This is a genomic window from Geodermatophilus sp. SYSU D01036 (assembly GCF_054050435.1).
Window position 1 is genome coordinate 1 of record NZ_JBJGZJ010000019.1, and the last position, 25,691, is coordinate 25,691.

Annotated in this window: 25 protein-coding genes and 1 pseudogene; 5 read left to right on the top strand and 21 right to left on the bottom strand. The window is 75.3% G+C overall.

Features of this window, described 5'->3' with window-relative positions; translation table 11 throughout:
* Positions 1-68 precede the first annotated feature (68 nt).
* A complete protein-coding gene (locus tag ACI8AR_RS17300) occupies positions 69-1,133 on the bottom strand; it encodes a BMP family lipoprotein (protein WP_457052119.1) in 1,065 nt (354 codons plus the stop codon).
* Between the two features lie 248 nt (positions 1,134-1,381).
* Between ACI8AR_RS17300 and ACI8AR_RS17305 the strand changes: the two genes are divergently transcribed.
* Positions 1,382-2,710, top strand: coding sequence for a D-alanyl-D-alanine carboxypeptidase family protein (locus ACI8AR_RS17305; protein ID WP_457052120.1), 1,329 nt, complete (start codon positions 1,382-1,384; stop codon positions 2,708-2,710).
* A 31-nt stretch (positions 2,711-2,741) separates the two neighbouring features.
* On the opposite strand, the pseudogene ACI8AR_RS17310 reads toward ACI8AR_RS17305, so the two are convergent.
* From ACI8AR_RS17310 to hisC, 4 genes and pseudogenes are all read right to left on the bottom strand, one after another.
* Positions 2,742-3,431, bottom strand: a pseudogene (locus ACI8AR_RS17310) (YihY/virulence factor BrkB family protein); the annotation flags it as partial.
* A 222-nt stretch (positions 3,432-3,653) separates the two neighbouring features.
* Positions 3,654-4,223: a 2'-5' RNA ligase family protein gene (locus tag ACI8AR_RS17315; RefSeq protein ID WP_457052121.1), complete on the bottom strand. Its 570-nt coding sequence runs from the start codon at positions 4,221-4,223 to the stop codon at positions 3,654-3,656.
* The gene (gene trpS, locus ACI8AR_RS17320) at positions 4,220-5,239 is read right to left on the bottom strand and encodes a tryptophan--tRNA ligase (protein WP_456935596.1); all 1,020 of its coding nucleotides are present in this window, start codon (positions 5,237-5,239) and stop codon (positions 4,220-4,222) included. The genes ACI8AR_RS17315 and trpS overlap by 4 nt, the downstream gene beginning before the upstream one ends.
* A gap of 15 nt (positions 5,240-5,254) precedes the next feature.
* On the bottom strand, positions 5,255-6,394 hold the full coding sequence (hisC, locus tag ACI8AR_RS17325) for a histidinol-phosphate transaminase (RefSeq protein ID WP_457052122.1): 1,140 nt from the start codon (positions 6,392-6,394) through the stop codon (positions 5,255-5,257).
* 56 nt (positions 6,395-6,450) lie between these two features.
* Here hisC and galE point away from each other — a divergent pair, with 56 nt between their 5' ends.
* A complete protein-coding gene (galE, locus tag ACI8AR_RS17330) occupies positions 6,451-7,407 on the top strand; it encodes a UDP-glucose 4-epimerase GalE (RefSeq protein ID WP_457052123.1) in 957 nt (318 codons plus the stop codon).
* A gap of 35 nt (positions 7,408-7,442) precedes the next feature.
* Here galE and ACI8AR_RS17335 read toward each other — a convergent pair whose 3' ends face one another.
* Together ACI8AR_RS17335 and ACI8AR_RS17340 are read right to left on the bottom strand one after the other, a co-directional pair.
* A complete protein-coding gene (locus ACI8AR_RS17335; protein ID WP_457052124.1) occupies positions 7,443-8,762 on the bottom strand; it encodes a hemolysin family protein in 1,320 nt (439 codons plus the stop codon).
* Positions 8,763-8,960: 198 nt separating this feature from the next.
* Positions 8,961-9,725: a hypothetical protein gene (locus ACI8AR_RS17340; RefSeq protein ID WP_457052125.1), complete on the bottom strand. Its 765-nt coding sequence runs from the start codon at positions 9,723-9,725 to the stop codon at positions 8,961-8,963.
* Between ACI8AR_RS17340 and ACI8AR_RS17345 the strand changes: the two genes are divergently transcribed.
* Positions 9,709-10,065, top strand: a complete 357-nt coding sequence (locus tag ACI8AR_RS17345; protein WP_457052126.1) for a CAP domain-containing protein — start codon at positions 9,709-9,711, stop codon at positions 10,063-10,065. The two genes, ACI8AR_RS17340 and ACI8AR_RS17345, sit on opposite strands and share 17 nt — an antisense overlap.
* Positions 10,066-10,069: 4 nt before the next feature.
* Here the strand turns inward: ACI8AR_RS17345 and ACI8AR_RS17350 are convergent, their stop codons facing one another.
* The 5 genes from ACI8AR_RS17350 to ACI8AR_RS17370 all read right to left on the bottom strand — a co-directional run bounded on the left by ACI8AR_RS17350 (position 10,070) and on the right by ACI8AR_RS17370 (position 14,671).
* The gene (locus ACI8AR_RS17350) at positions 10,070-10,684 is read right to left on the bottom strand and encodes an endonuclease domain-containing protein (protein ID WP_457052127.1); all 615 of its coding nucleotides are present in this window, start codon (positions 10,682-10,684) and stop codon (positions 10,070-10,072) included.
* 450 nt (positions 10,685-11,134) lie between these two features.
* A complete protein-coding gene (locus ACI8AR_RS17355; protein ID WP_456930210.1) occupies positions 11,135-12,349 on the bottom strand; it encodes an NADP-dependent isocitrate dehydrogenase in 1,215 nt (404 codons plus the stop codon).
* A 69-nt stretch (positions 12,350-12,418) separates the two neighbouring features.
* Positions 12,419-13,372, bottom strand: coding sequence for a malate dehydrogenase (mdh, locus tag ACI8AR_RS17360; protein WP_457052128.1), 954 nt, complete (start codon positions 13,370-13,372; stop codon positions 12,419-12,421).
* 53 nt (positions 13,373-13,425) lie between these two features.
* Positions 13,426-13,725 carry a DUF3017 domain-containing protein gene (locus ACI8AR_RS17365; protein WP_456930212.1) on the bottom strand — a complete coding sequence of 100 codons (300 nt, stop codon included), beginning with the start codon at positions 13,723-13,725 and terminating at the stop codon, positions 13,426-13,428.
* 73 nt (positions 13,726-13,798) lie between these two features.
* Positions 13,799-14,671: a bifunctional methylenetetrahydrofolate dehydrogenase/methenyltetrahydrofolate cyclohydrolase gene (locus ACI8AR_RS17370; protein WP_457052129.1), complete on the bottom strand. Its 873-nt coding sequence runs from the start codon at positions 14,669-14,671 to the stop codon at positions 13,799-13,801.
* 94 nt (positions 14,672-14,765) lie between these two features.
* Between ACI8AR_RS17370 and ACI8AR_RS17375 the strand changes: the two genes are divergently transcribed.
* The gene (locus tag ACI8AR_RS17375) at positions 14,766-15,371 is read left to right on the top strand and encodes a hypothetical protein (protein ID WP_457052130.1); all 606 of its coding nucleotides are present in this window, start codon (positions 14,766-14,768) and stop codon (positions 15,369-15,371) included.
* Between the two features lie 126 nt (positions 15,372-15,497).
* Here ACI8AR_RS17375 and ACI8AR_RS17380 read toward each other — a convergent pair whose 3' ends face one another.
* The 9 genes from ACI8AR_RS17380 to ACI8AR_RS17420 form a co-directional block, all read right to left on the bottom strand.
* Complete coding sequence (locus ACI8AR_RS17380) at positions 15,498-16,142, bottom strand: pentapeptide repeat-containing protein (protein ID WP_457052131.1); 645 nt, start codon at positions 16,140-16,142, stop codon at positions 15,498-15,500.
* Positions 16,139-17,692 (bottom strand): bifunctional phosphoribosylaminoimidazolecarboxamide formyltransferase/IMP cyclohydrolase, encoded by a 1,554-nt coding sequence (gene purH / locus ACI8AR_RS17385; RefSeq protein WP_457052132.1) that lies wholly within the window; start codon positions 17,690-17,692, stop codon positions 16,139-16,141. Before purH ends, ACI8AR_RS17380 begins: the two co-directional genes overlap by 4 nt.
* On the bottom strand, positions 17,689-18,297 hold the full coding sequence (gene purN, locus ACI8AR_RS17390; RefSeq protein ID WP_457052133.1) for a phosphoribosylglycinamide formyltransferase: 609 nt from the start codon (positions 18,295-18,297) through the stop codon (positions 17,689-17,691). The genes purH and purN overlap by 4 nt, the downstream gene beginning before the upstream one ends.
* Positions 18,298-18,328: 31 nt before the next feature.
* Positions 18,329-19,525: a cell division protein PerM gene (locus tag ACI8AR_RS17395; RefSeq protein ID WP_457052134.1), complete on the bottom strand. Its 1,197-nt coding sequence runs from the start codon at positions 19,523-19,525 to the stop codon at positions 18,329-18,331.
* A gap of 136 nt (positions 19,526-19,661) precedes the next feature.
* Positions 19,662-20,687 (bottom strand): hypothetical protein, encoded by a 1,026-nt coding sequence (locus tag ACI8AR_RS17400; protein WP_457052135.1) that lies wholly within the window; start codon positions 20,685-20,687, stop codon positions 19,662-19,664.
* Between the two features lie 190 nt (positions 20,688-20,877).
* Positions 20,878-21,756, bottom strand: a complete 879-nt coding sequence (gene sucD, locus ACI8AR_RS17405; RefSeq protein WP_457052136.1) for a succinate--CoA ligase subunit alpha — start codon at positions 21,754-21,756, stop codon at positions 20,878-20,880.
* Positions 21,757-21,784: 28 nt separating this feature from the next.
* Positions 21,785-22,945 carry an ADP-forming succinate--CoA ligase subunit beta gene (gene sucC, locus ACI8AR_RS17410; protein ID WP_457052137.1) on the bottom strand — a complete coding sequence of 387 codons (1,161 nt, stop codon included), beginning with the start codon at positions 22,943-22,945 and terminating at the stop codon, positions 21,785-21,787.
* A 64-nt stretch (positions 22,946-23,009) separates the two neighbouring features.
* The gene (locus tag ACI8AR_RS17415; protein ID WP_457052138.1) at positions 23,010-23,396 is read right to left on the bottom strand and encodes a cobalamin B12-binding domain-containing protein; all 387 of its coding nucleotides are present in this window, start codon (positions 23,394-23,396) and stop codon (positions 23,010-23,012) included.
* Positions 23,393-24,493, bottom strand: a complete 1,101-nt coding sequence (locus ACI8AR_RS17420; RefSeq protein ID WP_457052139.1) for a hypothetical protein — start codon at positions 24,491-24,493, stop codon at positions 23,393-23,395. The genes ACI8AR_RS17415 and ACI8AR_RS17420 overlap by 4 nt, the downstream gene beginning before the upstream one ends.
* Positions 24,494-24,680: 187 nt before the next feature.
* Here ACI8AR_RS17420 and ACI8AR_RS17425 point away from each other — a divergent pair, with 187 nt between their 5' ends.
* Positions 24,681-25,571 (top strand): lipase family alpha/beta hydrolase, encoded by an 891-nt coding sequence (locus tag ACI8AR_RS17425; RefSeq protein WP_457052140.1) that lies wholly within the window; start codon positions 24,681-24,683, stop codon positions 25,569-25,571.
* Positions 25,572-25,691: the final 120 nt, after the last annotated feature.

The following is a 25,691-nucleotide window of genomic DNA, read 5'->3' on the forward strand; positions in this document are numbered from 1 at the left end:
GCCCGGGCGTTTCCGCCCGGGCCCGCGTCGCAGGGTGGATCAGTCGTGCAGGGCGACCCCCGAGCGGGTCACTCGATCGTCGTCGGGACCGTGATGGTGCCGTCGATGATCTGCTGGGCGTAGCCGTCGATGTCCTGCTGGATGTCGTCGATGTAGCCGCCCGACGTGGACAGGCCGACACCCTCGCCCTCCAGGTCGTAGCGGACGTCGGCAGCGCCCTCCGCGGTGCCCTCGGAGAACTCGTTGATGAAGGCCTCCACCGCGTTGTCGACCCGCTTGAGCATCGAGGTCATGATCACGGCCTGGAGCGCCGGGTCGTCGACCGTCTGGTACTGGTCGGAGTCGACGCCGATGGCGCGCTTGCCGGCGCTGGCGGCGGCCTGGAAGACGCCGACGCCCGAGCCACCGGCCGCGTGGTAGACGATGTCGGCCCCGGCGTCGTACATGCCCTGGGCGACGATCTGGCCGCGGGCCGGGTCGTTGAAGCCGCTGAAGTCACCGGCCGGCGAGATGTACTGCCGGTCGATGACGATCTGCGGGTTGACCGCCTGGGCACCGGCCACGAAGCCGGCCTCGAACTTCTCGATCAGCGGGCTCTCCACGCCGCCGACGAAGCCGATGTGGGCGCTCTCGCTCTTCAGCGCGGCGGCGACGCCGGCCAGGAACGACCCCTGCTCCTCGGCGAAGACGAGCCCGGTGACGTTGTCGCCCTTGGCGCCGTCCTCGTTGGACCCGTCGACCTGCGCGAACGTGGTGTCGGGGAACTGCGGCGCGACCTCGGCGATGACGTCGTCGTAGTTGAAGCCGACGGCGATGACCGGGTTGAAGCCCTGCTCGGCCAGCTGGGTGAGCAGCTCGGCGCGGTTGGACGCGTCGTCGTTGGGGCTGAGCTCCTGCAGCTCGCCGCCGAGGGCCTCGACGGCCGCCGACGCACCGGCGTAGGCGGAGTCGTTGAACGACCGGTCACCGCGGCCACCGGTGTCGTAGGCGAGGCCGACGCGCAGCTCCTCGGCGCTGCCGCCGCCCTCGCCGCCCCCGCCGCCGGCGGCGGGCTCGTCGCTGGCACAGGCCGCCAGGGCCATGCTGCCGGCCAGCAGCAGGGCTGCGGCCTTCATCTTCCGCGCTCGGCGCAAGACGATCTCCTCTCTGGAGGGAGCTGCCCGCGAAGGACGCGGAGGGCGCTCCCGTGGGTCCTGGTCGCGGCCACCCGCAGGCGGCCGCCCGGACGTGGACGACGTCGGCACGCTAACCGCGCTCTCCGGGCAGGTCGCCATGCCTGCGGCGGACCGAGACGGGATCGTTGTGAAGCGGCCGGGATCCCGTGGCCCCCGCCACTGCGCCCGGTCCCCGCAGGTGGCGCCGCCGGGGCTAGCGTCCCCCCGTGCATCGACGACGGGGTGCGCTCGCGGCCGTCCTGGCCGCGCTGGCCGTCCTCCTCGGGGGCGGCCCGGCGGTGGCCGCTCCCGATCCCGCGCGGCCCACCGCCGACCTCGCCGCCCCGACCCCGACCGCGCCGCTGCCCGGCGGCCCGCCGCAGGGCGAGGGCCCCGGTGGGGTCACCGTGGGCGGGGAGGGGCTGGACACCCGCGGCACGGTCGTCGTCGACGGCGCGCCGCCGCTGCCGGCCGACGTCGTCGCGGCCGGGTGGCTGGTGGCCGACGCCGGCACCGGCGACGTCCTGGCCGCCCGCGACCCGCACGGCCGCTACTACCCGGCGAGCACGCTCAAGACGCTGACGCTGCTCACCCTGGCGCACCGGCTGGACCCGGCGGCGGTGGTCGCCGGCACCGTCGAGGACGAGGCGATGGAGGGCAGCAAGGTCGGGATCGTGGCCGGCGGCCACTACCCGGTCGGGCTGCTGTTGCAGGCGCTGGTCATGCAGTCGGGCAACGACGCGGCCAACGCGCTGGCCCGGGCGTTCGGCGGGACGGAGGCGACCGTGGCCGCGATGAACGCCACCGCCCTGGAGCTCGGCGCCTTCGACACGGTGGCGGGCTCGGCGTCGGGCCTCGACGTCGCCGGGCAGTCCGCCTCGCCCTACGACCTGGCGCTGGTCTTCCGGGCGCTGGTCGCCGACCCGCTCACCGCCGGGATCCTGATGACGCCGACGGCGCAGATGCCCGCCGTCGAGGGCCGCTCGCCCGGCTTCCAGATCCAGAACCAGAACCCGCTGGCCGGCTACCCGGGGACGCTGGGCGGCAAGACCGGCTTCACCGACGCCGCCCGGCACACCTTCGTCACCGCCGCCGAGCGCGACGGGCGGCGGCTGGTGGTCAGCGTCATGGGCACCGAGAACGTGCCGCGCCGCGCCGCCGACCAGGCCGCGCTGCTGCTCGACTGGGGGTTCACGGTGCCGCCGTCGCTGGGCGGGGTCGGCACGCTGGTCGACTCCGCCGCCGACGTCGTCCCTCCCGAGCTGACGACCACCGCCGCCCCCTCCCCCGCGGGGCCGGCCGAGGTCGCCGCCGGCCCGGCCGAGCCGGCTCCCCCCGCGGACGACGGCCCGCCGGCCCTGGGCGCGGTGGCGCTCGGCGCGGCGGCGGTCGCGGTGGTGGCCGCGACGCTCATCGGCCGGCGGCGGGCGGTGCGCCGGGCTCCGCGGGCACCGGCGGGTCCTCCGGGTCGGGGCGCCCGGGACCGGCAGGGTCCTCCGGGGCGGTCGGGACCGTCCGCTCCAGGGCCGGGAGGGTCGCCGTCCACGCCGCGGTGAAGAACGCGAACCGGGCCACGAGGTTGATCCACACGAGGATGCCGACGGCGCCGCCGAACGCCGACGAGGTGACGCTGCCGGAGATCAGCGACAGGTAGAGGCTGCCGGCCAGCTTCATCAGCTCGAACCCGGCCGCGCCGAAGACCGCGCCGGGCAGGAGCAGCCGCAGCGGGTGCGACGTCGAGGGCACCACCCGCAGCAGCCACAGGAAGACCACGACGTCGCCGCCGAAGGCGAGCACGATGCCGAGCACGCTGCTGACGGCGCCCCAGCCGGGCGCGTCCTCGACACCGAAGGCCGTCAGGACGCCGTTGGTGGCCTGGGTGGCGAACCCGGTCAGGCCGATGGAGGCCAGGCCGGCCCCGCCGAGGGCGACCAGCGCGACGAGGTCGGCGAGGTTGTCCCGCCAGAACTCGGGCTCGTCGACGTGACCCTTCCAGATGCGCTCCATGCCGATCCGCAGCTTGTCCATCGCGCGCAGCCCGGCGTAGAGGAAGCCCGCGACGCCGATCAGGCCGGTGATGCCGGCCGCGCTGACGGCCGAGCGCAGCTCCCGGACGATCTGCTCCCCGGTCGAGCCGGGGAACGCCTCGCGGATGGCGTCGTAGAGCTCCTGCTGCAGCAGCGCGTCGCCGGAGAGGACCAGCGCGATGACCGACGCGACCAGCAGCAGCACCGGGAACAGCCCGAGGAACACGAAGTAGGTGACGCCGGCGGCCATGAGGTCGCCCTGGGTGCGGGTGTAGCGGCCCCCGGCCCGCGCCAGGTGGTCGAACCAGGGCCGGCGGCGGCGCTGGCCGTCGACGACGGCGGTGATACGGGAGCCGACCCCGGCGACGCGGGACAGAGGCGCGCGGACGACGTCGGCGGCGCGCGACCGTCCGTCCCGGGGTGCACCCACCGGTCCGAGTCTGGTCCCTCGACGGGGGTGCCGCGCGGGGGTCTAGTGCGGCGGGCCGGTGAGGGGGTACTCGCGGGCGACCGCCCAGGTGCCCTCCGGGGTCTGCTCGAACTCGGTGAACGAGGTGACGCGGAACTCCGCGGAGAGGTCGCCGAGGCCGGTGTAGGCCAGCTCGAGCATGTCGCGCGGGACGTCGTGCGCCACGGTCACGTGCGGGTGGTACGGGTAGCTCAGCGAGCGGGCCAGGGGGCCGGACCGGACGTCGGTGGCCAGCAGCTCGCAGTTGCCGATGCCGCGCGCGACGGCGACGAACACGACCTCCGAGACGGGCGTGAACGTGCCGGTGCCCGACAGGTGCATGTCGAAGGACGGGTGCGCCGCGGCGACGCGCACCAGGTGCTCGGTGATGGCCGCCCGGTCGGCGCAGGCCACCTCGGTGGGCGGCAGGAGCGTGACGTGCGGCGGCACGAAGCCCGCCTGCGGGTCGCCCACCTTGGCGCGCCAGTCGGTCAGCAGCTGCGCCCACGGCTCGGGGATCGGCACCAGGACCCCGACGACGGCGGTCTCCGGGGGCGCCAGCCGGCTGCGCGGGACGAACGTGTCGTCGTTCACGACCCCGCCACCGGCGCGAGGAAGCCGACCCGCTCGTAGGCCGTGCGGACGGTCTCCCCGGCCACCTCGCGCGCCCGGGCCGCGCCGGCGGCCAGCAGCCGCTCGAGCTCGGCGCGGTCGTCGAGCAGCTCGTGGGTGCGCTCGCGGACCGGCGTCACGAACTCGGCGACGACCTCGGCGAGCTCCTTCTTGAGGTCGCCGTAGCCGCGGCCGGCGAAGCGCTCCTCCAGCTCCGCGACCGGGGTGCCCGACAGCGCGCTGTGGATGGTCAGCAGGTTGGTGACGCCGGGCTTGGCCACCGGGTCGGCCACGACCTCGCGGCCGGTGTCGGTGACCGCCGAGCGGATCTTCTTCGCCGTCACCTTCGGGTCGTCGAGCAGGAACACGCAGCCGGCCGGCGGCAGGCTCTTGCTCATCTTCTTGTCCGGCGACTGCAGGTCCATGATCCGTGCGCCGCCGGCGGGGACGAGGGTCTCCGGCAGCGTGAAGGTCTCGCCGAAGCGGCCGTTGAAGCGGGTGGCGAGGTCCCGGGTCAGCTCCAGGTGCTGGCGCTGGTCCTCACCGACCGGCACCTGGTCGGCCTGGTAGACGAGGATGTCGGCGGCCTGGAGCACCGGGTAGGTGAACAGCCCGACCGAGGCCGAGGCGGTGCCCTCCCGCTGGCTCTTGTCCTTGAACTGCGTCATCCGGCCGGCCTCGCCGAAGCCCGTGAGGCACTCGAGCACCCACGACAGCTGCAGGTGCTCGGGCACGTGGCTCTGCACGAACAGCGTGCTGCGCTGCGGGTCCACGCCGAGGGCCAGCAGCTGGGCGGCCGAGACCAGGGTGTTCCGGCGCAGCTCCGCGGGGTCCTGCGGCAGCGTGATCGCGTGCAGGTCGACGACGCAGTAGAAGGCCTCGGTCGTCTCCTGCAGCGCGACCCACTGGCGGAGCGCACCGAGGTGGTTGCCGAGGTGGAAGGAGCCCGCCGTCGGCTGGATGCCGGACAGGACACGGGGAAGAGGCACGACGGCCATCAAACCAGCCGCGCGCTAGGCGACCGGCGCGCCGGGGCGCACCGTGTCGGGGGTCGTGGCGGCGAGCACGTCGTCGAGCGCGGCGAGGAACAGGTCGTCCTCCTCGGGCGTGCCGACGGTCACCCGGATGCCCTCGCCGGCGAACGGCCGGGTGATGACGCCGCGGGCCTCCAGCGCCGCGGCGGTCGCGGCGGACGGCTCCCCCAGCGGCAGCCACACGAAGTTGGCCTGGCTGTCGGGCACCTCCAGGCCGCGCCCGCGCAGGGCGGCGGTGAGCCGGTCGCGCTCGGTGACGACGGCGGCGACGCGGCGGCGGACCTCGTCCTGGCTGCCGAGCGCGGCGACGGCGGCGGCCTGGGCGAGCATCGACACGCTGAACGGCACGTGCGTGCGGCGGACGGCGTCGGCGACGGCGGGGTCCTCGGCGACCAGGTAGCCGACCCGCAGGCCGGCCAGGCCCCAGGCCTTGGAGAACGTGCGCAGCACCGCGACGCTCGGGCGCCCCCGCATCAGCTCCAGGCCGTCGGGGACGTCGGGGTCGGTGACGAACTCGCGGTAGGCCTCGTCCAGCACGACCAGCACCGTCGCGGGCACCCGGTCGAGGAAGCGCTCGAGCTCCGCCCGCCGGACCGCGGTACCGGTCGGGTTGTTGGGGTTGCACACGAACAGCAGCCGGGTGTCGTCGTCGACCGCGGCGGCCAGCGCGTCGAGGTCGTGGGTGTCGGGGGCGCCGCCGGGGACCGAGGGCACCAGCGGCACCTGGACGCTGCGCGCGCCGGCGACCTGCGCCAGCAGCGGGTACATCTCGAACGAGCGCCAGGCGAAGGCGATCGCCGTCCCGGGGTCGTTGAAGGCCTGGGCGAGCTGCTGGCAGAGCATGACCGCGCCGCAGCCGGGGACCACCTGCGCCGGGTCGACGCCGTAGTGCTCGGCGAGCGCGGCGGTGAGGACGGCGGCCCCGTTGTCCGGGTAGCGGTAGGTCTCCCCCGCCGTCTCCGCCAGCGCCCGCACGACGGCCGGCAGCGGCGGGAAGGGCACCTCGTTGCTGGCCAGCTTCACCGCGCGGTCGACGCCGAGCTCGCGCGCCAGGTCGGCCGGGTTGCGCCCGGGCTTGTAGGCCGGCAGCGCCTGGACGGCCGGACGGGCAGTGACCACGGGGCTCGACCTCCGCGCGCCCGGTGCTCCCGGGCGCCGACTCCTAGGGTGGCCCCATGCGCGTTCTCGTCGCCGGTGGGGCCGGCTACATCGGCAGCGTAGTCACCGCTGCCCTCCTCGAGGGTGGCCACGAGGTCACCGTGCTCGACGACCTGTCGACCGGGCACGCCGACGCCGTGCCCGAGGGCGCCCGGTTCGTGCAGGCCACGCTGCAGGACTCGGCGCCGGTGCTGGCCGAGGTGCGGCCGGAGGCGGTGCTGCACTTCGCGGCGAAGAGCCTGGTCGGCGAGTCGCAGGTGAGGCCGGAGATCTACTGGGAGCACAACGTCGGCGGGTCGCTGGCGCTGCTCGAGGCGATGCGCGCGGTCGGCTGCCGGCGGATCGTGTTCTCCTCCACCGCCGCCACCTACGGCGAGCCCGAGCAGGTGCCGATCCGCGAGGACGCGCAGACCCGGCCGACCAACACCTACGGCGCCACGAAGCTCGCCGTCGACGCGATGCTCACCTCGTACGCGACCGCGTACGACTTCGCCGCGGTGAGCCTGCGGTACTTCAACGTGGCCGGCGCCGCGTACGGCCTGGGGGAGCGGCACACCACCGAGACCCACCTCATCCCGATCGCGCTGCAGGTCGCGGCCGGGAAGCGCGAGGCGATGACGATCTACGGCGAGGACTACCCGACGCCGGACGGCACCTGCATCCGCGACTACATCCACGTCTCCGACCTCGCCGACGCGCACCTGCTCGCGCTGACCGCCCCGGAGCCGGGTGAGCACCGGATCTACAACCTAGGCAACGGCACCGGGTTCTCCGTGCAGCAGGTGGTCGACGCCGTCCGCGAGGTCACCGGGCACCCGGTGCCGGTGCAGGTGGGCGACCGGCGGGCCGGCGACCCGGCGCAGCTGGTGGCCTCCAGCGACCGCATCCGCGCGGACCTGGGCTGGACGCCGCGGCACCCCGACCTGGCCGGCATCGTGCGCGACGCGTGGGAGGTCGCGAGGAACCGGAGCTGATCGTCGTCGTCGCGCAGAAGCGCGGCTGAGCGGCCTCAGCCGGCCGGGGTGTCCTCCCCGGCCGGCTCGACGTCCGGCGCCCGGGTGACCGAGAGCCGGGCGATCCGGCGCCCGTCGAGCTCGAGGACGGTGAGCGTGCGGCCCTCCACCTCGACGGCGTCGCCGACGTCCGGCAGCCGGCCGAGCTCGGCGAGCACGTAGCCGGCGACCGTCTCGTACGGGCCCTCGGGCAGCCGCAGGCCGGTGACCTGCGCGAAGTCGTCGAGGTTGAGCAGCCCGTCGACGTCGTGCGGCCCGCCGGGCTCCTCGCCGTCCTCGGGGGCGACCCCCTCGTCGTACTCGTCGTAGATCTCCCCGATGACCTCCTCGATGAGGTCCTCGAGGGTGACGATCCCGTCGGTGCCGCCGTACTCGTCGACGACGATCGCCAGGTGCTGGTTCTCCCGGCGCATCTGCGACAGCGCCGTCAGCACGCCCGCGGTGCCGGGCAGCCGCTTCACCTCGCGGGCCATGTCGCCCACGGTCGCCGCGCGCCCGGCCGGGTGGGTGGGCAGCAGCAGGTCCCGGACGTGCACGAACCCGACGACGTCGTCCTGGTCGCGGCCGGTGACCGGGTAGCGCGACCAGCCGGACTCGGCGACCTGCCGGGCGGCGCGGCTGACCGTCGTCGTCGCGTCGAGGAACTCGACCTCGGTGCGCGGGGTCATGACCTCACGCACCTCGCGGTCGCCGGCGCGGAACACCTCGTCGATGAGCCGCCGCTCGTCGCTGGACAGGGACTCGTGCGCGGCGACGAGGTCGCGCAGCTCCTCCTGGCTGATCGCCTCGCCGCTGGCCCTGGGGTCGCCGCCGAGCAGCCGGACCAGCACGTTCGTCGACGCCGAGAGCAGCCAGATGACCGGGCGGGACAGCCGGGCGATGGTGTTGAGCGGCCGGGCGACGAGCAGCGAGAAGCCCTCGGCGCGCTGCAGCGCGAGCCGCTTGGGGGTCAGCTCCCCCACGACCAGGGACACGTAGCTGATCGCGACGGTGACCAGCACGAGGGCCAGCGGGTCGGCGACGCCCTCGCGGAGGCCGCGGCGGACCAGCCAGTCGCTGAAGGGCTCGGCCAGGGTGCTGGCGCCGAAGGCGGCGGACAGGAAGCCGGCGAGGGTGACGCCGACCTGGACGGCGGCGAGGAACCGGTTGGGGTCGCCGAGCAGCCGGGCCAGCGCGCGGCCGCGGCGCCCCCGCTCCGACAGCACCCGGACCTGGGCCTCGCGCAGGGACACGAGCGCGATCTCCGCGCCGGCGAACACGCCGCCGATCAGCACGAAGACGACGACCATGACGATGTCGAGCCAGACGTCGCTCACCGGCGGCGTGCTCCTCGCGTCTCGGGGTGGTGGTCCGTCCATGCTGCCCGGAGGGGGACCCGAAACCCACCGTGCGCCGGGGAGACGTCTCCCACGGCCCTTCCTGTGACCTCGGTCACGTCACCCTCCCGGGTGACCTCCGGCTACGGCTACTCTCCACGAAGTCACAGAAAGCGACTTGTCGACTTCGTGAGGTAGTCAACCCGTGCGCCACCGTTCCTCCCCGCCGTCCGCCCGCCACGCCGCTCCGGTGGCTCCCCATCGCCCGTCGCGGCGCCGGGCCCGCGCGCGTCGCCTGCTGCCGGTCCTGCTGGTCGTCCTCGTCGTGGGCGGCACCGCGCTGCTCGTGCCGCTGATGGCCGCCGGCCGGGGCGCGCTGTCGACGGCGGAGTCCGCGGCGACCTCCGCGGCGGACGCGGTGGAGGACGGTGCCGACGACGGCGCCGAGCGCACCGGCGTGGTCACGATGGGCGTCGACGGCTCCCCGACCACCGCCCCGGGGACGACGGCCGGCGCGCCGGGCTCGTCGGCACCGGGCTCGTCGGCACCGGGCTCGTCGGCACCGGGCTCGTCGGCTGCGGGCTCCCCCGCGCCGGGCTCGTCCGCGGCGGACACCTCCGCGCCGGGGACCTCGTCGTCGGCCGGCCGCTCCACCGCTGCCGGCGGGGACCCGTCGCCGGCGCCCTCGTCGTCGGCCGGGTCCTCGTCCGGGTCCTCGTCCGGGTCCTCGTCCGGGTCCTCCTCGTCCGCGTCCCCGGCGGGCACGTCGTCGGCTCTGCCCGGCTCCGCGGCCCCCTCGTCCGCTGGGTCCTCGTCGGCCGGGTCGTCGGCCGGGGCCTCGTCCGCGTCGGCGGCGGGTGCGGAGACGCCGACCCCGTCGTCGGAGCCGGCGCCCGCGCCGGTGGCCCGCACCGCCGCCCCGGCCGACCCGTCGGCGGAGGCCGCGGTGCTGACCCTGGTCAACCAGGAGCGCGCCGCCGCCGGGTGTGCGCCGGTGGTCGCGGACGCGGCGCTGGCCGCCGTCGCCCGGGCGCACAGCGCGGACATGCGCGACCGCCGCTACTTCTCGCACGACACCCCCGAGGGGCTCGACCCGTTCGACCGGGCCCGGGCCGCGGGCGTCGGCAACGCGCGGGCGGAGAACATCGCCCAGGGCCAGCGCGACCCGGCCGCGGTGATGGCGGCGTGGATGGACAGCCCCGGCCACCGGGCGAACATCCTGAACTGCTCGCTGACGAAGCTGGGCGTGGGCGTGGCCGAGGGCTCCGGCGGGCCCTGGTGGACCCAGCTCTTCGGCGCCTGAGCCCTCACCGCGCGAGCGCCTCGACGACGCGGGCGACCACGGCCTCCGGGGCGCGCAGGTCAGCAGCGGTCACGAAGACCACCCGCCATCCGGCGGCGGTGAGTCCGTTCAGCCTGCGCCGGTCTCGCCTCAGCTGACCGGGCTCCCCGTGCCAGGCGCCGTCGTACTCGACCGCCAGGCGGTGTTCGGGGAAGGCGAGGTCCACTCGCGCGACGAAGCCCCCGTCGTCGTCGCGGACGGTGTACTGCGGCACGGCGGCCAGGCCGGCGAGGGCGAGGAGCACACGCACCCGGGACTCCTGCGGGGACTCGGCGCGCGGATCGGCCAGCTCCACCGCCCGTCTCGCCCGCCTCGCCCCTCGGGAGGACGGCGACGTCTCCAGCGACCGGCGGAGAGCGGCACGGTCCACCACACCCCGCGCGAGCAGCACGTCCAGGGCCGCCACCGCCTCCCCGAGCGGCTCGCCGCGAGCGATGTCGATGGCCGTCCGTGCTCCGCTGGTGCACGGACGGCGGCGCACCTGGACGACGTCGACGGGTGGGAGCACCGTCCGACGGACCCGCAGGCCGGCGACCGGTCCGAACCGCACGTCGTCCGGGACCGACACCTCGACCGGCATCGTCGCGTCCGCGAGCCCCGTGGCGCCGTGGAGGTGAGCCGCCGTCCGGCCGCTGAACACGGCCGTGGGAGGGACGAGCAGGCACGCGCCACTGATGCGGACGTCGACATCGTCCGGCAGGACGGCGTCTGCGTAGACACCGCGGTAGAGCCGACGCCAGGAACGGCTCCGGAGGGCGGACGGGGTCAGCAGCCCTGCGGCGACGACGTCCCGTGCCCGGAACACACGGCCGCGGAGGACGGTGGGTCGCTGGGGCCGTGGCACCGGGCGAGCCTGCCGTGGATCGGCACCTCGACGCTCACGCCGTCCACAGGCCCGCGACTGCGGGGAAGTCGTCGTTCCTGAGCCGCCGCGGACGACGACTTCCCCGCACCTGCGAGGGCCACGTCGACCCCCGAGACGCGAGCGGCCCCCTCACCCGGGGGTGAGGGGGCCGCCGCGGCGACTACGTCAGGCCATGGCCTTCTGCAGGTTGGTGTCGATGGCCGCCAGGAAGTCCTGGGTGGTCAGCCACGGCTGCTCCTTGCTGATCAGCAGCGCGAGGTCCTTGGTCATCTGACCGCCCTCGACGGTGTCGATGCAGACCTTCTCGAGGGTCTCGGCGAACCGGGTGACCTCGGGGGTGCCGTCCAGCTTGCCGCGGTGGGCCAGGCCCCGCGTCCAGGCGAAGATCGACGCGATCGGGTTGGTCGAGGTCTCCTTGCCCTGCTGGTGCTGGCGGTAGTGCCGGGTCACCGTGCCGTGGGCGGCCTCGGCCTCGACGGTGCGGCCGTCGGGGGTCATGAGCACCGAGGTCATGAGGCCCAGCGAGCCGAAGCCCTGCGCGACGGTGTCGGACTGGACGTCGCCGTCGTAGTTCTTGCACGCCCAGACGTAGCCGCCCTCCCACTTGAGGGACGCGGCGACCATGTCGTCGATCAGCCGGTGCTCGTAGGTGATGCCGGCCTGCTCGAACTGGTCCTTGAACTCGGTCTCGAAGACCTCGGCGAAGATGTCCTTGAACCGGCCGTCGTAGGCCTTGAGGATCGTGTTCTTCGTCGACAGGTACACCGGGTAGCCGCGCTGCAGGCCGTAGTTCATCGAGGCCCGGGCGAAGTCGCGGATGGACTCGTCGAGGTTGTACATCGCCAGCGCGACGCCGGCGCCGGGCGCCTGGAAGACCTCGTGCTCGATGGGCGCGGAGCCGTCCTTGGGCGTGAAGGTCACCGTCAGGGTGCCCTCGCCGGGGAAGCGGAAGTCGGTGGCGCGGTACTGGTCGCCGAAGGCGTGACGGCCGACGATGATCGGCTTGGTCCAGCCCGGCACCAGCCGCGGCACGTTCTGCATGATGATCGGCTCGCGGAAGATGACGCCGCCGAGGATGTTGCGGATCGTCCCGTTCGGGGAGCGCCACATCTTCTTGAGGCCGAACTCCTCGACCCGCGCCTCGTCCGGGGTGATGGTGGCGCACTTGACGCCCACGCCGTGCTTCTTGATCGCGTTGGCGGAGTCGACGGTGACCTGGTCGTCGGTGGCGTCGCGGTGCTCGATGCCCAGGTCGTAGTACTCCAGGTTGACGTCGAGGTACGGCAGGATCAGCTGGTCCTTGATGAACTGCCAGATGATCCGGGTCATCTCGTCGCCGTCGAGTTCGACGACGGTGCCCTCGACCTTGATCTTGCTCACGTCAGACATTCCCTCTCTGCAGCCCCGGCCCGTCGGGCCGGGAGTCGGTCAGGTCGCGGTGCAGTCGCTCTACAGCTCCGCGACGTCGGCCTGCTTGGCGCGCACGGCCTCGGCCGCCTCGCGCAGCCCGGCCAGCTCGCTCTCGGTGAGGTCCCCCTCGACCACCCGGCGCACACCCGCACGCCCGATCTCGGCCTCGACGCCCAGGTAGACGCCGGAGATGCCGTACTCGCCGTCGACCCAGGCGCACACCGGCATCACGGCGCCGGAGTCCTCCATGACGGCGCGCGCCATCCGGGCCGCGGCCGCCGACGGCGCGTAGTACGCCGACCCGGTCTTGAGCAGCGCGACCACCTCGGCGCCGCCGTTGCGGGTGCGCTGCACGAGGTGCTCGACGCGGTCGGGGGCCAGGACGTCGGCCAGCGGCTTGCCGTCGACGGTGCAGCGAGAGGGCACCGGCACCATCGTGTCGCCGTGCGAGCCGAGGGTCAGGGTGCGCACCGAGGACACCGGGACGCCGAGCTCCTCGGCGACGTTGTTGGTGAACCGGGCGGTGTCGAGCATCCCGGCCTGGCCCATCACCCGCTCCTTCGGGAAGCCGGTGGCCAGCTGCGCCAGGGCGGTCATCTCGTCCAGCGGGTTGGACACGACGATGACGACGGCGTCCGGCGAGGTCCGGGCGACGTTCTCCGACACGTCCCGGACGATCTTCGCGTTGGTCTCGATGAGGTCCATGCGGCTCATGCCGGGCTTGCGTGGGAGGCCCGCGGTGATCACGACGACGTCGGACCCCTCGGTGCCCTCGTACGAGCCGCCGCCGACACCGACGACCCTCGTCTCGAAGCCCTCGATCGGGCGGGACTGGTTGATGTCGAGAGCCAGGCCCTCGGGCTTGCCCTCGACGATGTCGGTGAGGACGACGGTCCCGAAGACGTCGTACTCCGCGAGCCGGAGGGCGGTGGTGGAGCCGTAGAAGCCGGCACCGACGACGGTGACCTTGCCGTTCCTGGGCTGCTCTGCCATGGCCGTCAACCTAGACCCGGGACCCCGGTCGCCGCGCCCGCGGGCCGACCCGCTCAACTGCCCGGGACGACGAGGGTCAGCGCCGACAGCGCGACCCCCGTCCCGGCCATGAGGACGACGTCGACCGGCCGGCTGCGGACGGCGAGGAAGCCGACCCGGCGGACGGGGAGCACCAGCCGCAGCACGGCCGCGCCGACGAGCGCCAGCCCGACCACCAGCAGGCCGCGCCGCCAGTGCTCCAGCGCCACCATCCCGAGCCCCACCGCGACCACGACCAGCACCGCGAACAGCGGCAGCTGGCGCAGCAGCCCGGCCAGGAACGGCCGGCGCAGGTACAGCGGCGGGCGGGTCACGCGTCCTCCTCGCCGGCGCTCGTCGACCACGTGCCCAGGGGTGCTCTGCTCCCGCGTGACCTCGCGACCTCGGTCACGATGCCGTGAGCACCTCGTCCGCGGCGGCCCGCTCGGCGGCCAGCACCACGTTCTGCAGCAGCATCGCCCGGGTCATCGGGCCGACCCCGCCGGGGTTGGGCGCCACGTGCCCGGCCACCTCGACGACGTCCTTGGCGACGTCCCCGGCGATCTTCCCGTCGACCCGGCTGACGCCGACGTCGAGCACCGCGGCGCCCGGCTTGACGACGTCGGCCGTGACGAGCCCGGGCACGCCCGCGGCGGCGACGACGACGTCGGCGGTGCGCAGGTGGGCCGCCAGGTCCCGGGTGCCGGTGTGGCACAGCGTCACCGTGGCGTTCTCGGTGCGCCGGGTGAGCAGCAGCCCAAGCGGGCGCCCGACGGTGATCCCGCGCCCGACGACGACCACCTCCGCGCCGGCCACCGGGACGTCGTAGCGGCGCAGCAGCTCGACGATGCCGACCGGCGTGCACGGCAGCGGCCCGTCGACGCCGAGCACCAGCCGGCCGAGGTTGACCGGGTGCAGGCCGTCGGCGTCCTTGGCCGGGTCCATCGCCTCGAGGACGGCGTACTCGTCGACCTGGCGGGGCAGCGGCAGCTGGACGATGTAGCCGGTGCACGCCGGGTCGGCGTTGAGCTCCTCGACGACGGCGAGGACGTCGGCGAGCGTGGCGGTGGCGGGCAGCTCGCGCTGGATGCTGGCGATGCCGACCTGCGCGCAGTCGGAGTGCTTGGCGTTGACGTACCAGCGGCTGCCCGGGTCGTCGCCGACCAGCAGCGTGCCGAGGCCCGGCCGGTGGCCGGCCGCCGTCAGGGCCGCGACCCGGGCGGTGAGCTCCTGCCGGATGGTGGCTGCGGTCGCCTTGCCGTCGAGGATCGTCGCGGGCACCCCGACAGTGTGCCGGAGGCGCCTCCCGGCCGACCGCCGCGGCCCTACGCTTCGGGGCGAGCCCCCGCACGGCCGGATCCCTCGAGGAGAGCTGATGACCGAGCGCGACCCGTCCACCCGGCAGCTCGGCGCCGACTGGCGGGAGCAGACCACGCCCGGTCTGGCGCCCGTGGCCGGCTCGTCCGCAGTGGGCCCCGGCGCGTACGGCCAGGCGGCCCCGAACCCGTACACGACGCCCAGCTACTCCGACCGGCCGGTGCCGGTGCGCGGGCCGGACTCGCTCGGCGGGCTGCTGCTCATCCTGGCCGGCATCGCCGCCGCGGTGAGCCTGCCGCTGCGCTGGCTGGCGCGGGGCGACACCGGCTGGGGGCTCGTCCGGCGTGGCTTCGACGAGGCGGGCGCCGGCTTCGGCTCGCTGGTGGACTCCGGCTTCTGGCAGCCGCTCGCCGTCGTCCTGGGCGGGGGCGTGCTGTTCCTGCTCGGGATCCTGCTGTGGCTGCCCGCGCGGACGCACCGCCTCCTCGGCGTCCTCGCGCTGCTCGTCAGCGCGCTGGCGATCGCCGCGGTGCTCGTGCCGTTCGCCGCGGAGGACTGGGACCCGTCGGCGTTCGGTCTGGGCTTCTGGTTCGCCTGCGCCGTCGGCGTCCTCGGCCTGCTCGGCGCGCTCAAGGCGATGCTCACCGGCCCGCGCTACCGATGACGTCGTCGGCCTACCGGCCGACACCGCGGCCAGGAGCGGTCCCCGACCCGCGCTGAGCCGCTGCCGGCGCTCGATCGCGGGAGTCTCCGGCCCCCACTCCTCCCGCCGCCTCGCAGGGCGGCTCGCTCACCCCTCGACGAGGGCGCCGTGGGCGCGGGCGACCTGCACCGCCTGCACGAGGTCGATGCGGACGCCGGTGAGGTCCAGGCCCCGCCACGGCCAGGCCTCGGTGGCCGCGCCGCGCAGGTCGGTGCCGCGCAGCTTCGCGCCCTGCAGGCGAGCGCGGTCGAGGTCGGCGCCGTTGAGGTCGCACTCGCGCAGGTCGGCGTCGGTGAGGTCGGCCTCGCGGAACCGCTGACCGGACAGGTCGCTGCCGGACAGGTCGACGCCGCGCAGCGACGTCCAGCTCCAGTCCGAGTCGGTGCTGGTCAGCGGCCGGACGACGGCGCCGGGGAACTGCGAGCCGGTGAGCTTGCAGCCCTCCCACACGGCGTCGATCAGCCGGGCGCGGTCGAACCGGCAGGACAGGAACGCGCTGCCTCGGTGCCGCGAGCCGCTCATCCGCACGCCGGTGAGGACGCAGGAGTCGAACACGCAGCGGCGGGTGACCAGCTCGGTGAGGTCGGCGTCGTCGAACCGGCAGCGGGTGAAGGTGACGCCGTCGAGCTCGCCACCCCACCAGTCGACGCGGGCGAGGTCGGCGCCCTCCAGCTCCTCCCCCGGCCCGGGCGGGCCGACGTGGGGCCGGCCCCTCGATGCGCCCGGCCTCAATGCGCGAAGTGGCGGGTGCCGGTCAGGTAGAGCGGGACGCCGGCCGCGCGCGCCGCGGCGACGACCTCCTCGTCCCGCACCGACCCACCCGGCTGCACCACCGCGCGCACCCCGGCGTCGAGCAGCACCTGCAGGCCGTCGGCGAAGGGGAAGAACGCGTCCGAGGCGGCCACCGACCCGGCGGCCCGCTCCCCCGCGCGCGTGACCGCCAGCCGCGCGGAGTCCACCCGGTTCACCTGGCCCATGCCGACGCCGACGGTCGCCTTGTCGTGGGCGAGCAGGATCGCGTTGCTCTTCACCGCGCGGACCGAGCGCCACGCGAACACGAGGTCGTCGAGGCCGGCGGCGTCCAGCGGCTCCCCGCAGGCCAGCGTCCACGTGGTCGGGTCGTCGCCGGCGGCGTCGACGCGGTCGGCGCTCTGCAGCAGCAGCCCGCCGCCGACCGGCCGCAGCTCGACCGGGGGCCGCCCGGCCTCGGGGAGCCGCAGCAGCCGGATGTTCTTCTTCGCCGTCAGCACCTCGACGGCGTCGGCGGTGAACGACGGCGCGACGACCACCTCGGTGAACACGCCGGCCACCTGCTCGGCCATCGTCAGGTCGACCTCGCGGTTGGCCGCGATGACGCCGCCGAAGGCCGAGACCGGGTCGCAGGCGTGCGCCTTGCGGTGGGCGGCGGCGACGTCCGGGCCGACGGCGATGCCGCACGGGTTGGCGTGCTTGATGATCGCCACGCAGGGGTCCTCGTGGTCGTGCGCGGCCCGCCACGCGGCGTCGGTGTCGACGTAGTTGTTGTAGGACATCTGCTTGCCGTGCAGCTGCTCGGCGTGCGCCAGGCCCGGCTGGCCGCTGCGGTACAGCGCCGCCCGCTGGTGCGGGTTCTCCCCGTAGCGCAGCACGTCGGCGCGCTCCCAGGACGCGCCGACCCAGGACGGGAAGCCCGACCCGTCGTCCGGCGCCAGCACGTTGCCCATCCAGGAGGCGACGGCGATGTCGTAGGTGGCGGTGTGCCGGAAGGCGGCCACGGCCAGCCCCTGCCGCTCGGGGAGGGTGAAGCCGCCGGCGGCCACGGCGGCGAGGACGTCGCCGTACCGGGCGGGGTCGACGACGACGGCGACCGACGGGTGGTTCTTCGCGGCCGCGCGCACCATCGCCGGGCCGCCGATGTCGATCTGCTCGACGCACTCGTCCGGCGTCGCCCCGGAGGCCACGGTCTCGGTGAACGGGTAGAGGTTGACGACGACGAGGTCGAAGGCGGCGACGCCGAGCTCCTCGAGCTGCGCGACGTGCTCTGACTTCCGCCGGTCGGCGAGGATGCCGGCGTGCACGGCGGGGTGCAGCGTCTTGACCCGCCCGTCGAGGCACTCGGGGAAGCCGGTGACCTGCTCGACCGGCGTGACCGCGATCCCGGCGTCGGCGATGCGCCGCGCGGTGGCCCCGGTACTCACCAGCTCCACGCCGGCGTCGGCCAGGCCGCGGGCGAGCTCCTCGATCCCGGTCTTGTCGTAGACGCCCAGCAGGGCACGGCGCACCGGCGTCCGGGTGTCGCTCATCGGGGGCTCTCCTCCGTCGTCCCGGTGACGAGTCGCGCCACCGTCTCCACCAGGAGCGTCCGCTCCACGGCCTTGATGCGTTCGTGCAGGCGGTCCTCGTCGTCGCCCGGCAGCACCGGCACCTCGCGCTGGGCGAGCACCGGGCCGGTGTCGACGCCGGCGTCGACCAGGTGCACCGTGCTGCCCGTGACGTCCACGCCGGCGGCCAGCGCGTCGCGGACGGCGTGAGCGCCCGGGAAGGCCGGCAGCAGCGCGGGGTGGGTGTTGACCAGCCGGCCCTCGTAGCGGGCCAGGACGGCGGGGCCGACGATCTTCATGAAGCCGGCGGACACCACCAGGTCGGGCTCGTGCGCGGCGATCGCCTCGGTCAGCGCGCGGTCCCAGGCGGCCCGGTCGGGGAAGTCGCGCAGCGCGACGGTGAAGGTCGGCAGGCCGCGGCGGCGGGCGTGCGCGAGCCCGGCGGCGTCGCGGTCGGCGCCGACGGCGACCACCTCGGCCGGGTAGCCGGGGTCGTCGGCGGCCTCGAGCAGTGCCGCGCACAGCGAGCCGGTGCCCGAGATCAGCACGACGACCCGCGCCCGCGGGGATGACTCGGGGCCGGGCACGTCCGCGACCCTATCGACGGCGCCGGACCCCTCAGCCGAGGGACCGCCACCGCGCGGTGGCCGCCCCGACCGCCGCGGCGATGCCGGCCTGCAGCGCGACGGCGAGCGCGGTGGCCACCGGCGGGGCGCCGACGTCGGCGAGCGCGCCGTCGCCCAGCGACCCGCCGGCCACCGCGGCGAGGACGCCCACGGCCACCCCGAGGGCGGCGCCGGCCGGCACGCCCCACAGGCCGGCGACCACCGAGCCGCCGTCGTCGTCGGTCATGCGGCGGCCCAGCGCCACCCCGGTGACCAGGCCGGCCAGCGCCGGGACCGCCTGCGAGACGAACGCCAGCAGCGGCACCGCCTGGGTGTCGGGCAGCGCGGCCAGCAGCGGCAGCGCCGGCACCGGACCGAGGCTGATGCCGTGCACCGAGACGACGGTGCCGGCGCCGACGGTGAACCCGGGCCCGGCCGCCACGCCGAGCGCGGCCGCGGCGGCGTTGGGCAGCAGCAGCGCCCCGAGCGCCAGGGTGCCCACCGCGCCGGCGCCCGAGCCGCCGAGGGCGCCCGCGACCGCCGCGTACCCGGCGGCGTCCGCGGCCAGCGCGACGGCGACGACGGCGAGGCCCAGCGCCCCCGCGGCGAGCAGCCCGGCGAGGACGGCGGGCAGCAGCGGGCGCACCGGCCCGGGCAGCCGGTCGAGGACGCCGTCGAGCAGGTCGCCCTCGCGCAGCACGCCCCAGCCGGCGGCGACCGCGGCGAGGACGGCGGCGCCGACGGCGCAGCGCAGCAGGTCGGTGCGGGCGCCGGGCCCGTCGACGGCGAGCCCGAGCAGGACGGCGAGCAGCGCGTGCACCGCGACCGCGGTCGCCACGACACCGGCGGCGGCGCGGGCACCGGCCGGCTCGGCGACGCGCACCACGCCCCGCCCGGCGCGGTCGAGCCCCCAGGCGACGGCGAGGGTGAGCAGCAGCGGCGCGAGGACCAGCGGCCCCGACGGCAGGTCCAGCCCGCCGCCGTTGGCGAGCAGCCACAGCCGGCCACCGACGCGGGCCGCGCTGGGGACCGACAGCCCGCCGGCCGGGTCCAGCGTCTCGACGACGAGGACCGCGAGGCCCAGCCCGAGCAGCCCGAGCAGCGTGACCGCGGCGGTGGCGGCGGCGGTCAGCGCGGCCGGGTACCAGGGCCGCCCGGCACCGGGGCCGCGCTGTCCCGGCAGGGGCAGGCGCGCCAGCAGGGAGACCACGCCCCCCACTCTCGCAAGCGTCCCCGCCGTCTGTCCGCCGCACGCGCCGGGAGGCCCCCGAGACGCCGACGAGGGCCGGCGGCAGGTGCCGCCGGCCCTCGTCGGGACGGTGCGCCCCTGACGGGGCGCGGTCGGGTCAGGACTGGCCGTGGCCCGAGGCGGAGGAGCCGCCGTGCTGCCCGGAGGACTGCTGACCGGGGTCGGTGGCCGGCGACGGGGTGTACGGCTGGCCGTGGCCCGGGTGCCCGGGCTGCCCCGGCTGGCCCCACGGCTGCGCCGGCCGGCCGCCGTAGGGGGCGGGCTGGCCGTACGGGCCCGGGGCGCCGTACTGGCCGGGGGCCGCGGGCGGGCCCGGGGCGCCGCCCTGGCCGACGCCGAAGTCCGGCGCCTGCTGGTTGGCCCACTGCGCAGCGCCGGCGAAGGCGCCGGGCAGCGCCGGCCTGGTGCGCATCTCCGGCAGCAGCCGCAGGAAGGCGAAGACGGCGACCGCGACGGTGACCAGGAAGCCGAGCAGCGCGAAGACCGAGAAGCCGGCGTCGAAGGTCTGGATCCAGGCGATCAGGGTGAGCAGCGCGGCCAGCCCGGCCAGGCCCACGGTGATCCAGCTGCGCGGGAAGCCCAGGTCCAGGGGCACGACCGCCGGCAGCAGCGCCCACACGGCGGCCAGGAGCAGCAGCACGAAGCTCGAGGTCACCAGGCCGCTGACCTCGAAGCCGGAGAAGCTGTAGCTGATCTCCGGGACGTCGAAGCCGGGGACGTCGAAGCCGAAGTCGTCGCTGCTGGAGAAGGTCGCCCACGGCAGCAGCGCGAGGACCAGGTAGACCAGCGCGCCGGCGGCGACGACGTAGTCGGCGATCTTCAGGCGCTTGAGGTCCAAGCCCGGACCGGCCGGGCGCGGGGCCTGGCCGTACGGCGAGGGGGCGCCGGGCGGCGGCTGCTGGCCGTACGGCTGTCCGTAGGGCTGCGGCGCGCCGTAGGGCTGCTGCTGGCCGTAGGGCGGCTGCTGCCCGTACGGGGCCTGCTGGCCGTAGGACGGCTGCCCCTGGGGAGCTCCGTAGGGGGGCGGCTGCTGCCCGTACCCCGGCTGGCCGTACGCCGGCTGGCCGCCCGGTCCCGGCTGCCCGGGCATCTCGGGCAGCTGAGGCGGCTGACTGGACGTCATCGTTCGACTCTCCCTCGTCACATCGGTACGGCGTCGCGGATGCTCTCCCCCGCCGTCGTCGGGCTGCAACCTCGCCACGCTCGCCCCTCACCAGCACGGGCGAGATCGTGACCGCCCCGCAACCCGTCCCCGGGAAGCGGAACTGCCCCGGCTCCTGGGGAGGGGCCGGGGCAGTTCACGCAGGTGGCGCTCAGGCGCCGACGATCTCCCGCATGAGGCGGGCGGTCTCCGACGGCGTCTTGCCGACCTTGACCCCGGCGGCCTCGAGGGCCTCCTTCTTGGCCTGCGCGGTGCCGGCCGAGCCGGACACGATGGCGCCGGCGTGGCCCATCGTCTTGCCCTCGGGCGCGGTGAACCCGGCGACGTAGCCGACGACCGGCTTGGTCACGTTCGCCTCGATGAAGTCGGCCGCGCGCTCCTCGGCGTCGCCACCGATCTCACCGATCATGACGATGGCCTCGGTCTCCGGGTCGTCCTGGAAGGCCTGCAGGCAGTCGATGTGCGTGGTGCCGATGACCGGGTCGCCGCCGATGCCGACGCAGGTGGAGAAGCCGATGTCCCGGAGCTCGTACATCATCTGGTAGGTCAGCGTGCCGGACTTGCTGACCAGGCCGATCCTGCCCTGCTTGGTGATGTTGGCCGGGATGATGCCGGCGTTGGAGCGCCCGGGGCTGATCAGGCCGGGGCAGTTCGGGCCGATGATCCGGGTGGCGCCGCCCTGGGCGTGGGCCCAGAAGTAGGTCGAGTCGTGCACCGGGATGCCCTCGGTGATGACGACGGCGAGCCCGATCTGGGCGTCGACGGCCTCGATGACCGCGCCCTTGGCGCCGGCCGGCGGCACGAAGATGACGCTGACGTCGGCGCCGGTCTCCTTCATGGCCTCGGACACGCTGCCGAACACCGGCACGCTGGCGCCCTCGAAGTCGACGCGCTCACCGGCCTTCTTCGGGTTCACGCCGCCGACGATCGCGGTGCCGGAGGCGAGCATGCGCTGGGTGTGCTTGCGCCCCTCCGAGCCGGTCATGCCCTGGACGATGACCTTGCTGTTCTCGTTGAGGAAGATCGACATCTCTTCAGGTCCTGTCGGGAGTGGGCGGTCAGGCGGCGAGCTCGGCGGCCCGGCGCGCGGCGCCGTCCATCGTGTCCACCAGGGTCACCAGCGGGTGGTTCGCCTCGGCGAGGATGCGCCGGCCCTCCTCGACGTTGTTGCCGTCGAGCCGGACGACCAGCGGCTTGGTGGCCTCGTCGCCGAGGATGCCCAGCGCGTGCACGATGCCGTTGGCGACCGCGTCGCAGGCGGTGATGCCGCCGAAGACGTTGACGAAGACGCTCTTCACGGCCGGGTCGGACAGGATGATGTGCAGTCCGTTGGCCATCACCTCGGCCGAGGCGCCGCCGCCGATGTCGAGGAAGTTGGCCGGCTTGACCCCGCCGAACTCCTCGCCCGCGTAGGCGACGACGTCGAGGGTGCTCATGACGAGCCCGGCGCCGTTGCCGATGATCCCGACCTCGCCGTCGAGCTTGACGTAGTTGAGGTCCTTCTCCTTGGCCGCGGCCTCCAGCGGGTCGGCCGAGGCGGTGTCCTCGAGCTCGGCGTGCTGGGGGTGCCGGAAGGAGGCGTTCTCGTCGAGGGTGACCTTCGCGTCGAGCGCGAGGACGGTGCCGTCGGGCGCCTTGGCCAGCGGGTTGACCTCGACCAGGGTGGCGTCCTCCTGGGCGAAGGTCTCCCACAGCTGGACGGCGATGGCGATCACCTGGTCGCGCACCTCGGGGGCGAACCCGGCGGCGTCGACGATCTCGGCGGCCTTCTGCGCGTCGACGCCGGTCGTGGCGTCGACGGGGACGCGGGCGAGGGCCTCGGGCCGCTCGACGGCGAGCTGCTCGATCTCCATGCCGCCCTCGACGCTGGCCATGGCCAGGAAGGTGCGGTTGGCACGGTCGAGCAGGTAGGAGAAGTAGTACTCCTCGGCGATGTCGCTGGCCTGGGCGACCATCACGCGGTGGGTGATGTGGCCCTTGATGTCCAGCCCGAGGATGTCCTGGGCCCGCGCCCTGGCCTCGTCGGCGTCGTCGGCCAGCTTGACGCCGCCGGCCTTGCCGCGGCCGCCGGTCTTGACCTGCGCCTTGACGACGACGGTCTGCCCGATCTCGCGGGCGATCGCCTCGGCCTGGTCGGGTGTCTCGGCCACGCCGCCGGGCAGCACGGGCACGCCGTGCGAGGCCAGCAGGTCACGCGCCTGGTACTCGAAGAGATCCACGAACAGGCACCGTAAACCTCGCCCGTCCCGGCCGCCGCACCGGCACCGGGCCCCGTGCGCGGGGTCACAGACCCCCGGAGAGCCGCCGCAACACGGCCACGACGTCGTCGGGCGGGGTGCCGTCGGGGAAGCGGCGCACGCCGGTGGGCAGGTCGCCTCCGCCGTCGTCGTCGCCGTCCCCGAGGACGAAGGCGGTGACGTCGTCGGCGCCGGCGGCGGACAGCCGGTCGAGCAGCTCGCCGAGCAGCCCCCGCGGCGCCCCGGCCACGCCGACGGCGTCGGCGTCCTCCTGCACGACGGTGGCAGCCAGCCGACCGGCCGAGGCCACCTCGCCGGTCAGCACGACCTCGGCGCCGGTGTCGCGCAGTGCGCGGGCGAGGGCGACCGCGCGCGGGTCGTCCTGCCCCTGGGGCCCGGCGACGACGACGCGCAGCCGCTCGCCGGCCGTCACCGGGCGGTCGTGCGGCGCAGCCGCCAGGCGAGCACGGTGAGCAGCGCGTAGCCCAGCCCGGCGGCGAGCAGCCCGGCGCCGGGGACGGTCCACTCCAGCTCGTCGGAGGCGAGGGCGTCGCGCAGCCCGCCGAGCCCGGCGGCGAGCACGGTCACCGCGACGGCGAGGAAACCGCCGACGGCGGCCAGCCGCGGTCGCAACGAGGGCGCCAGCACCGAGGCGAGCAGGACGGCGCCGGCCAGCAGCAACCCGCCGAGCAGCGCCAGCCCGGGCCGCTCGAGCAGCGCCTGCGGGCCCTGCTGCTCGACGACGACCTCCAGGCCGGTGGACGGGTCGGCGACCAGCCGGTCGGGGACGTCGGCGGCCGGCAGCGCCAGGCACAGCACAGTGAGGACGCCGAGCAGCACCGCCGCGCCGGCCAGCGCGCCGCGGGCGGGGTCGAGCGCGCCGCGGTCCTCCATGACCGTGCGGCTCCACGCCGCCGCGGCGCACCCGCCGGCCAGGACGGTCAGCGCGAGCCCGGCGACCTCCAGCCACCAGCCGGCCCCGGTCTGCACGGAGCTGGTGAGCACCCGCTCCCCGGCCAGCACCTCGACGCCGGGACGGACGGTGGAGGCGCTGCCGCGGTAGACCTCGATGAGCAGGGAGCCCACCGCCAGCACGCCGCCGACGCCGGCGTAGGCCAGCCCGAAGCGCGGCACCCGGCCGGCGGCGAGCCCCGCGCCCACGCCGACGGCGGTCAGCGGGACGACCAGGCCGACCAGCGCGCCGCCGAGCCCGCCCGCCAGCGACAGCTCCCGGCCGCCGACGACGAGGTAGGTCGGGAACAGCGCGGCGACCCCGGCCAGGCCGGCGAGCACCAGCAGGACACCCGCGGCGTGGGCGCTGCCGGGCCGGTGGCCGACGACCAGACCGTCGTCCGGGACGGGAGGGGCGGCCGGCGTGCGGGCCGGGCGCCGGTCCGCGGCCGGGCGGGCGCCGGTGCGCCGCGCCCCGGCGGCCGCGGACCCGGTGCGGCGGGCGGCACCCGCGGCTCCGGGCCGCCGCGCGCCGTCCCGGGTCCGGTCGTCGCGGGCAGCACTCTCACGGCCGGCCACGGGTCCCCCTTCGTCGAGATGTGTCGCGTTCCGGTCTCGATCTCGTCGAGATCTCCGCATCGTCTGTGTGACGGTCGCCACACCAGGGCATTACCGTCGCGTGAACCGAGCACCACTGCGGTGCTCCGCCGCTGACGGGCCCGGGTCCCTGGACACCGCCGGCGGCAGTCGAACGGGAAGGACGTCCATGCGCGCGACCGGCGACCCCGGGTGCCGTCCAGAGTGGCACACCGGAGAGCCCTCCCCGGGTACGCCACGGGACGCTCTGCGGGCGCTGGTCTCCCCCACCACCGTCGCCGGCGGGCTCACCGAACTGGCCTGGGTCGGGGCGCACGCCCTGCTCTACCCGCTCGGCGCGCGGAACGAGGCCCTGCTGCTGGACCCGCGCCGCCGCCCGGGCGTCCAACCGGCCGCCGTCCGCGCGCTGTTCGCCGCCGACCCGCTCGCCGCGCGCGTCCCGGTGCTGCTGGTGCACGGGCTCATCGACAACCGGTCGATCTTCACCGTCATGCGCCGCCGACTGCGGCGGCGCGGGTTCACGCAGGTCTGCACCTGGAACTACAGCCCGCTGCTGGGCGACGTCGCCCAGGGCGCGCGCGACCTGGGGGAGCACGTCGAGCGGATCTGCGCCCGCACCGGCCACGACCGGGTGCACCTGGTGGGACACAGCCTCGGCGGCCTCATCGCCCGGCACTACGTGCAGCGCCAGCGCGGGGGCCGGCGGGTGGAGTCGCTGGTGACCCTCGGCACGCCGCACGGCGGCTCGGTGCTGGCCCACCTGCTGCCGACGCCGATGGTGCGCCAGCTGCGGCCCGGGTCGCCGGTGCTCCAGGAGCTCGCCGAGCCGGCGCCGGACTGGTCGACCCCGATGACCGCGGTCTACAGCAACCTCGACCAGATCGTCGTCCCCACCGTCGCCGGCCGGTGCGACCACCCGGACCTGCGGGCGCGCAACGTCCTCGTCCGCGGCGTGGGGCACATGTCGCTGCCGTTCCACCGCGGCGTCGTCGACGAGGTGGCCGCGACGCTGGCCGGACTCCGCCCGGCCGCCCCGGCGCCGCTCGCCGCCGCCGCCTGAGCCCCCGGGTGGACATGGCGACACGCAGCGTCGCTTCCCACGGTCGGCCCTGACGGAACGTTACGGTCCGATCACGGCGCCGGTACCCACCGGCGGGCGTCTCGCAGGCGCCTCCACCGC

Excerpts from the sequence above, each read along its gene's own strand:
- ACI8AR_RS17350 (WP_457052127.1), bottom strand. The coding sequence starts at position 10,684 with ATGCCGGTCGAGGTGTCGGTCCCGGACGACGTGCGGTTCGGACCGGTC.
- ACI8AR_RS17400 (WP_457052135.1), bottom strand. The coding sequence starts at position 20,687 with ATGACGTCCAGTCAGCCGCCTCAGCTGCCCGAGATGCCCGGGCAGCCG.
- mdh (WP_457052128.1), bottom strand. The coding sequence starts at position 13,372 with ATGGCAGAGCAGCCCAGGAACGGCAAGGTCACCGTCGTCGGTGCCGGC.
- ACI8AR_RS17375 (WP_457052130.1), top strand. The coding sequence starts at position 14,766 with ATGACCGAGCGCGACCCGTCCACCCGGCAGCTCGGCGCCGACTGGCGG.
- trpS (WP_456935596.1), bottom strand. The coding sequence starts at position 5,239 with ATGGCCGTCGTGCCTCTTCCCCGTGTCCTGTCCGGCATCCAGCCGACG.
- ACI8AR_RS17425 (WP_457052140.1), top strand. The coding sequence starts at position 24,681 with ATGCGCGCGACCGGCGACCCCGGGTGCCGTCCAGAGTGGCACACCGGA.
- galE (WP_457052123.1), top strand. The coding sequence starts at position 6,451 with ATGCGCGTTCTCGTCGCCGGTGGGGCCGGCTACATCGGCAGCGTAGTC.
- sucD (WP_457052136.1), bottom strand. The coding sequence starts at position 21,756 with ATGTCGATCTTCCTCAACGAGAACAGCAAGGTCATCGTCCAGGGCATG.
- purH (WP_457052132.1), bottom strand. The coding sequence starts at position 17,692 with ATGAGCGACACCCGGACGCCGGTGCGCCGTGCCCTGCTGGGCGTCTAC.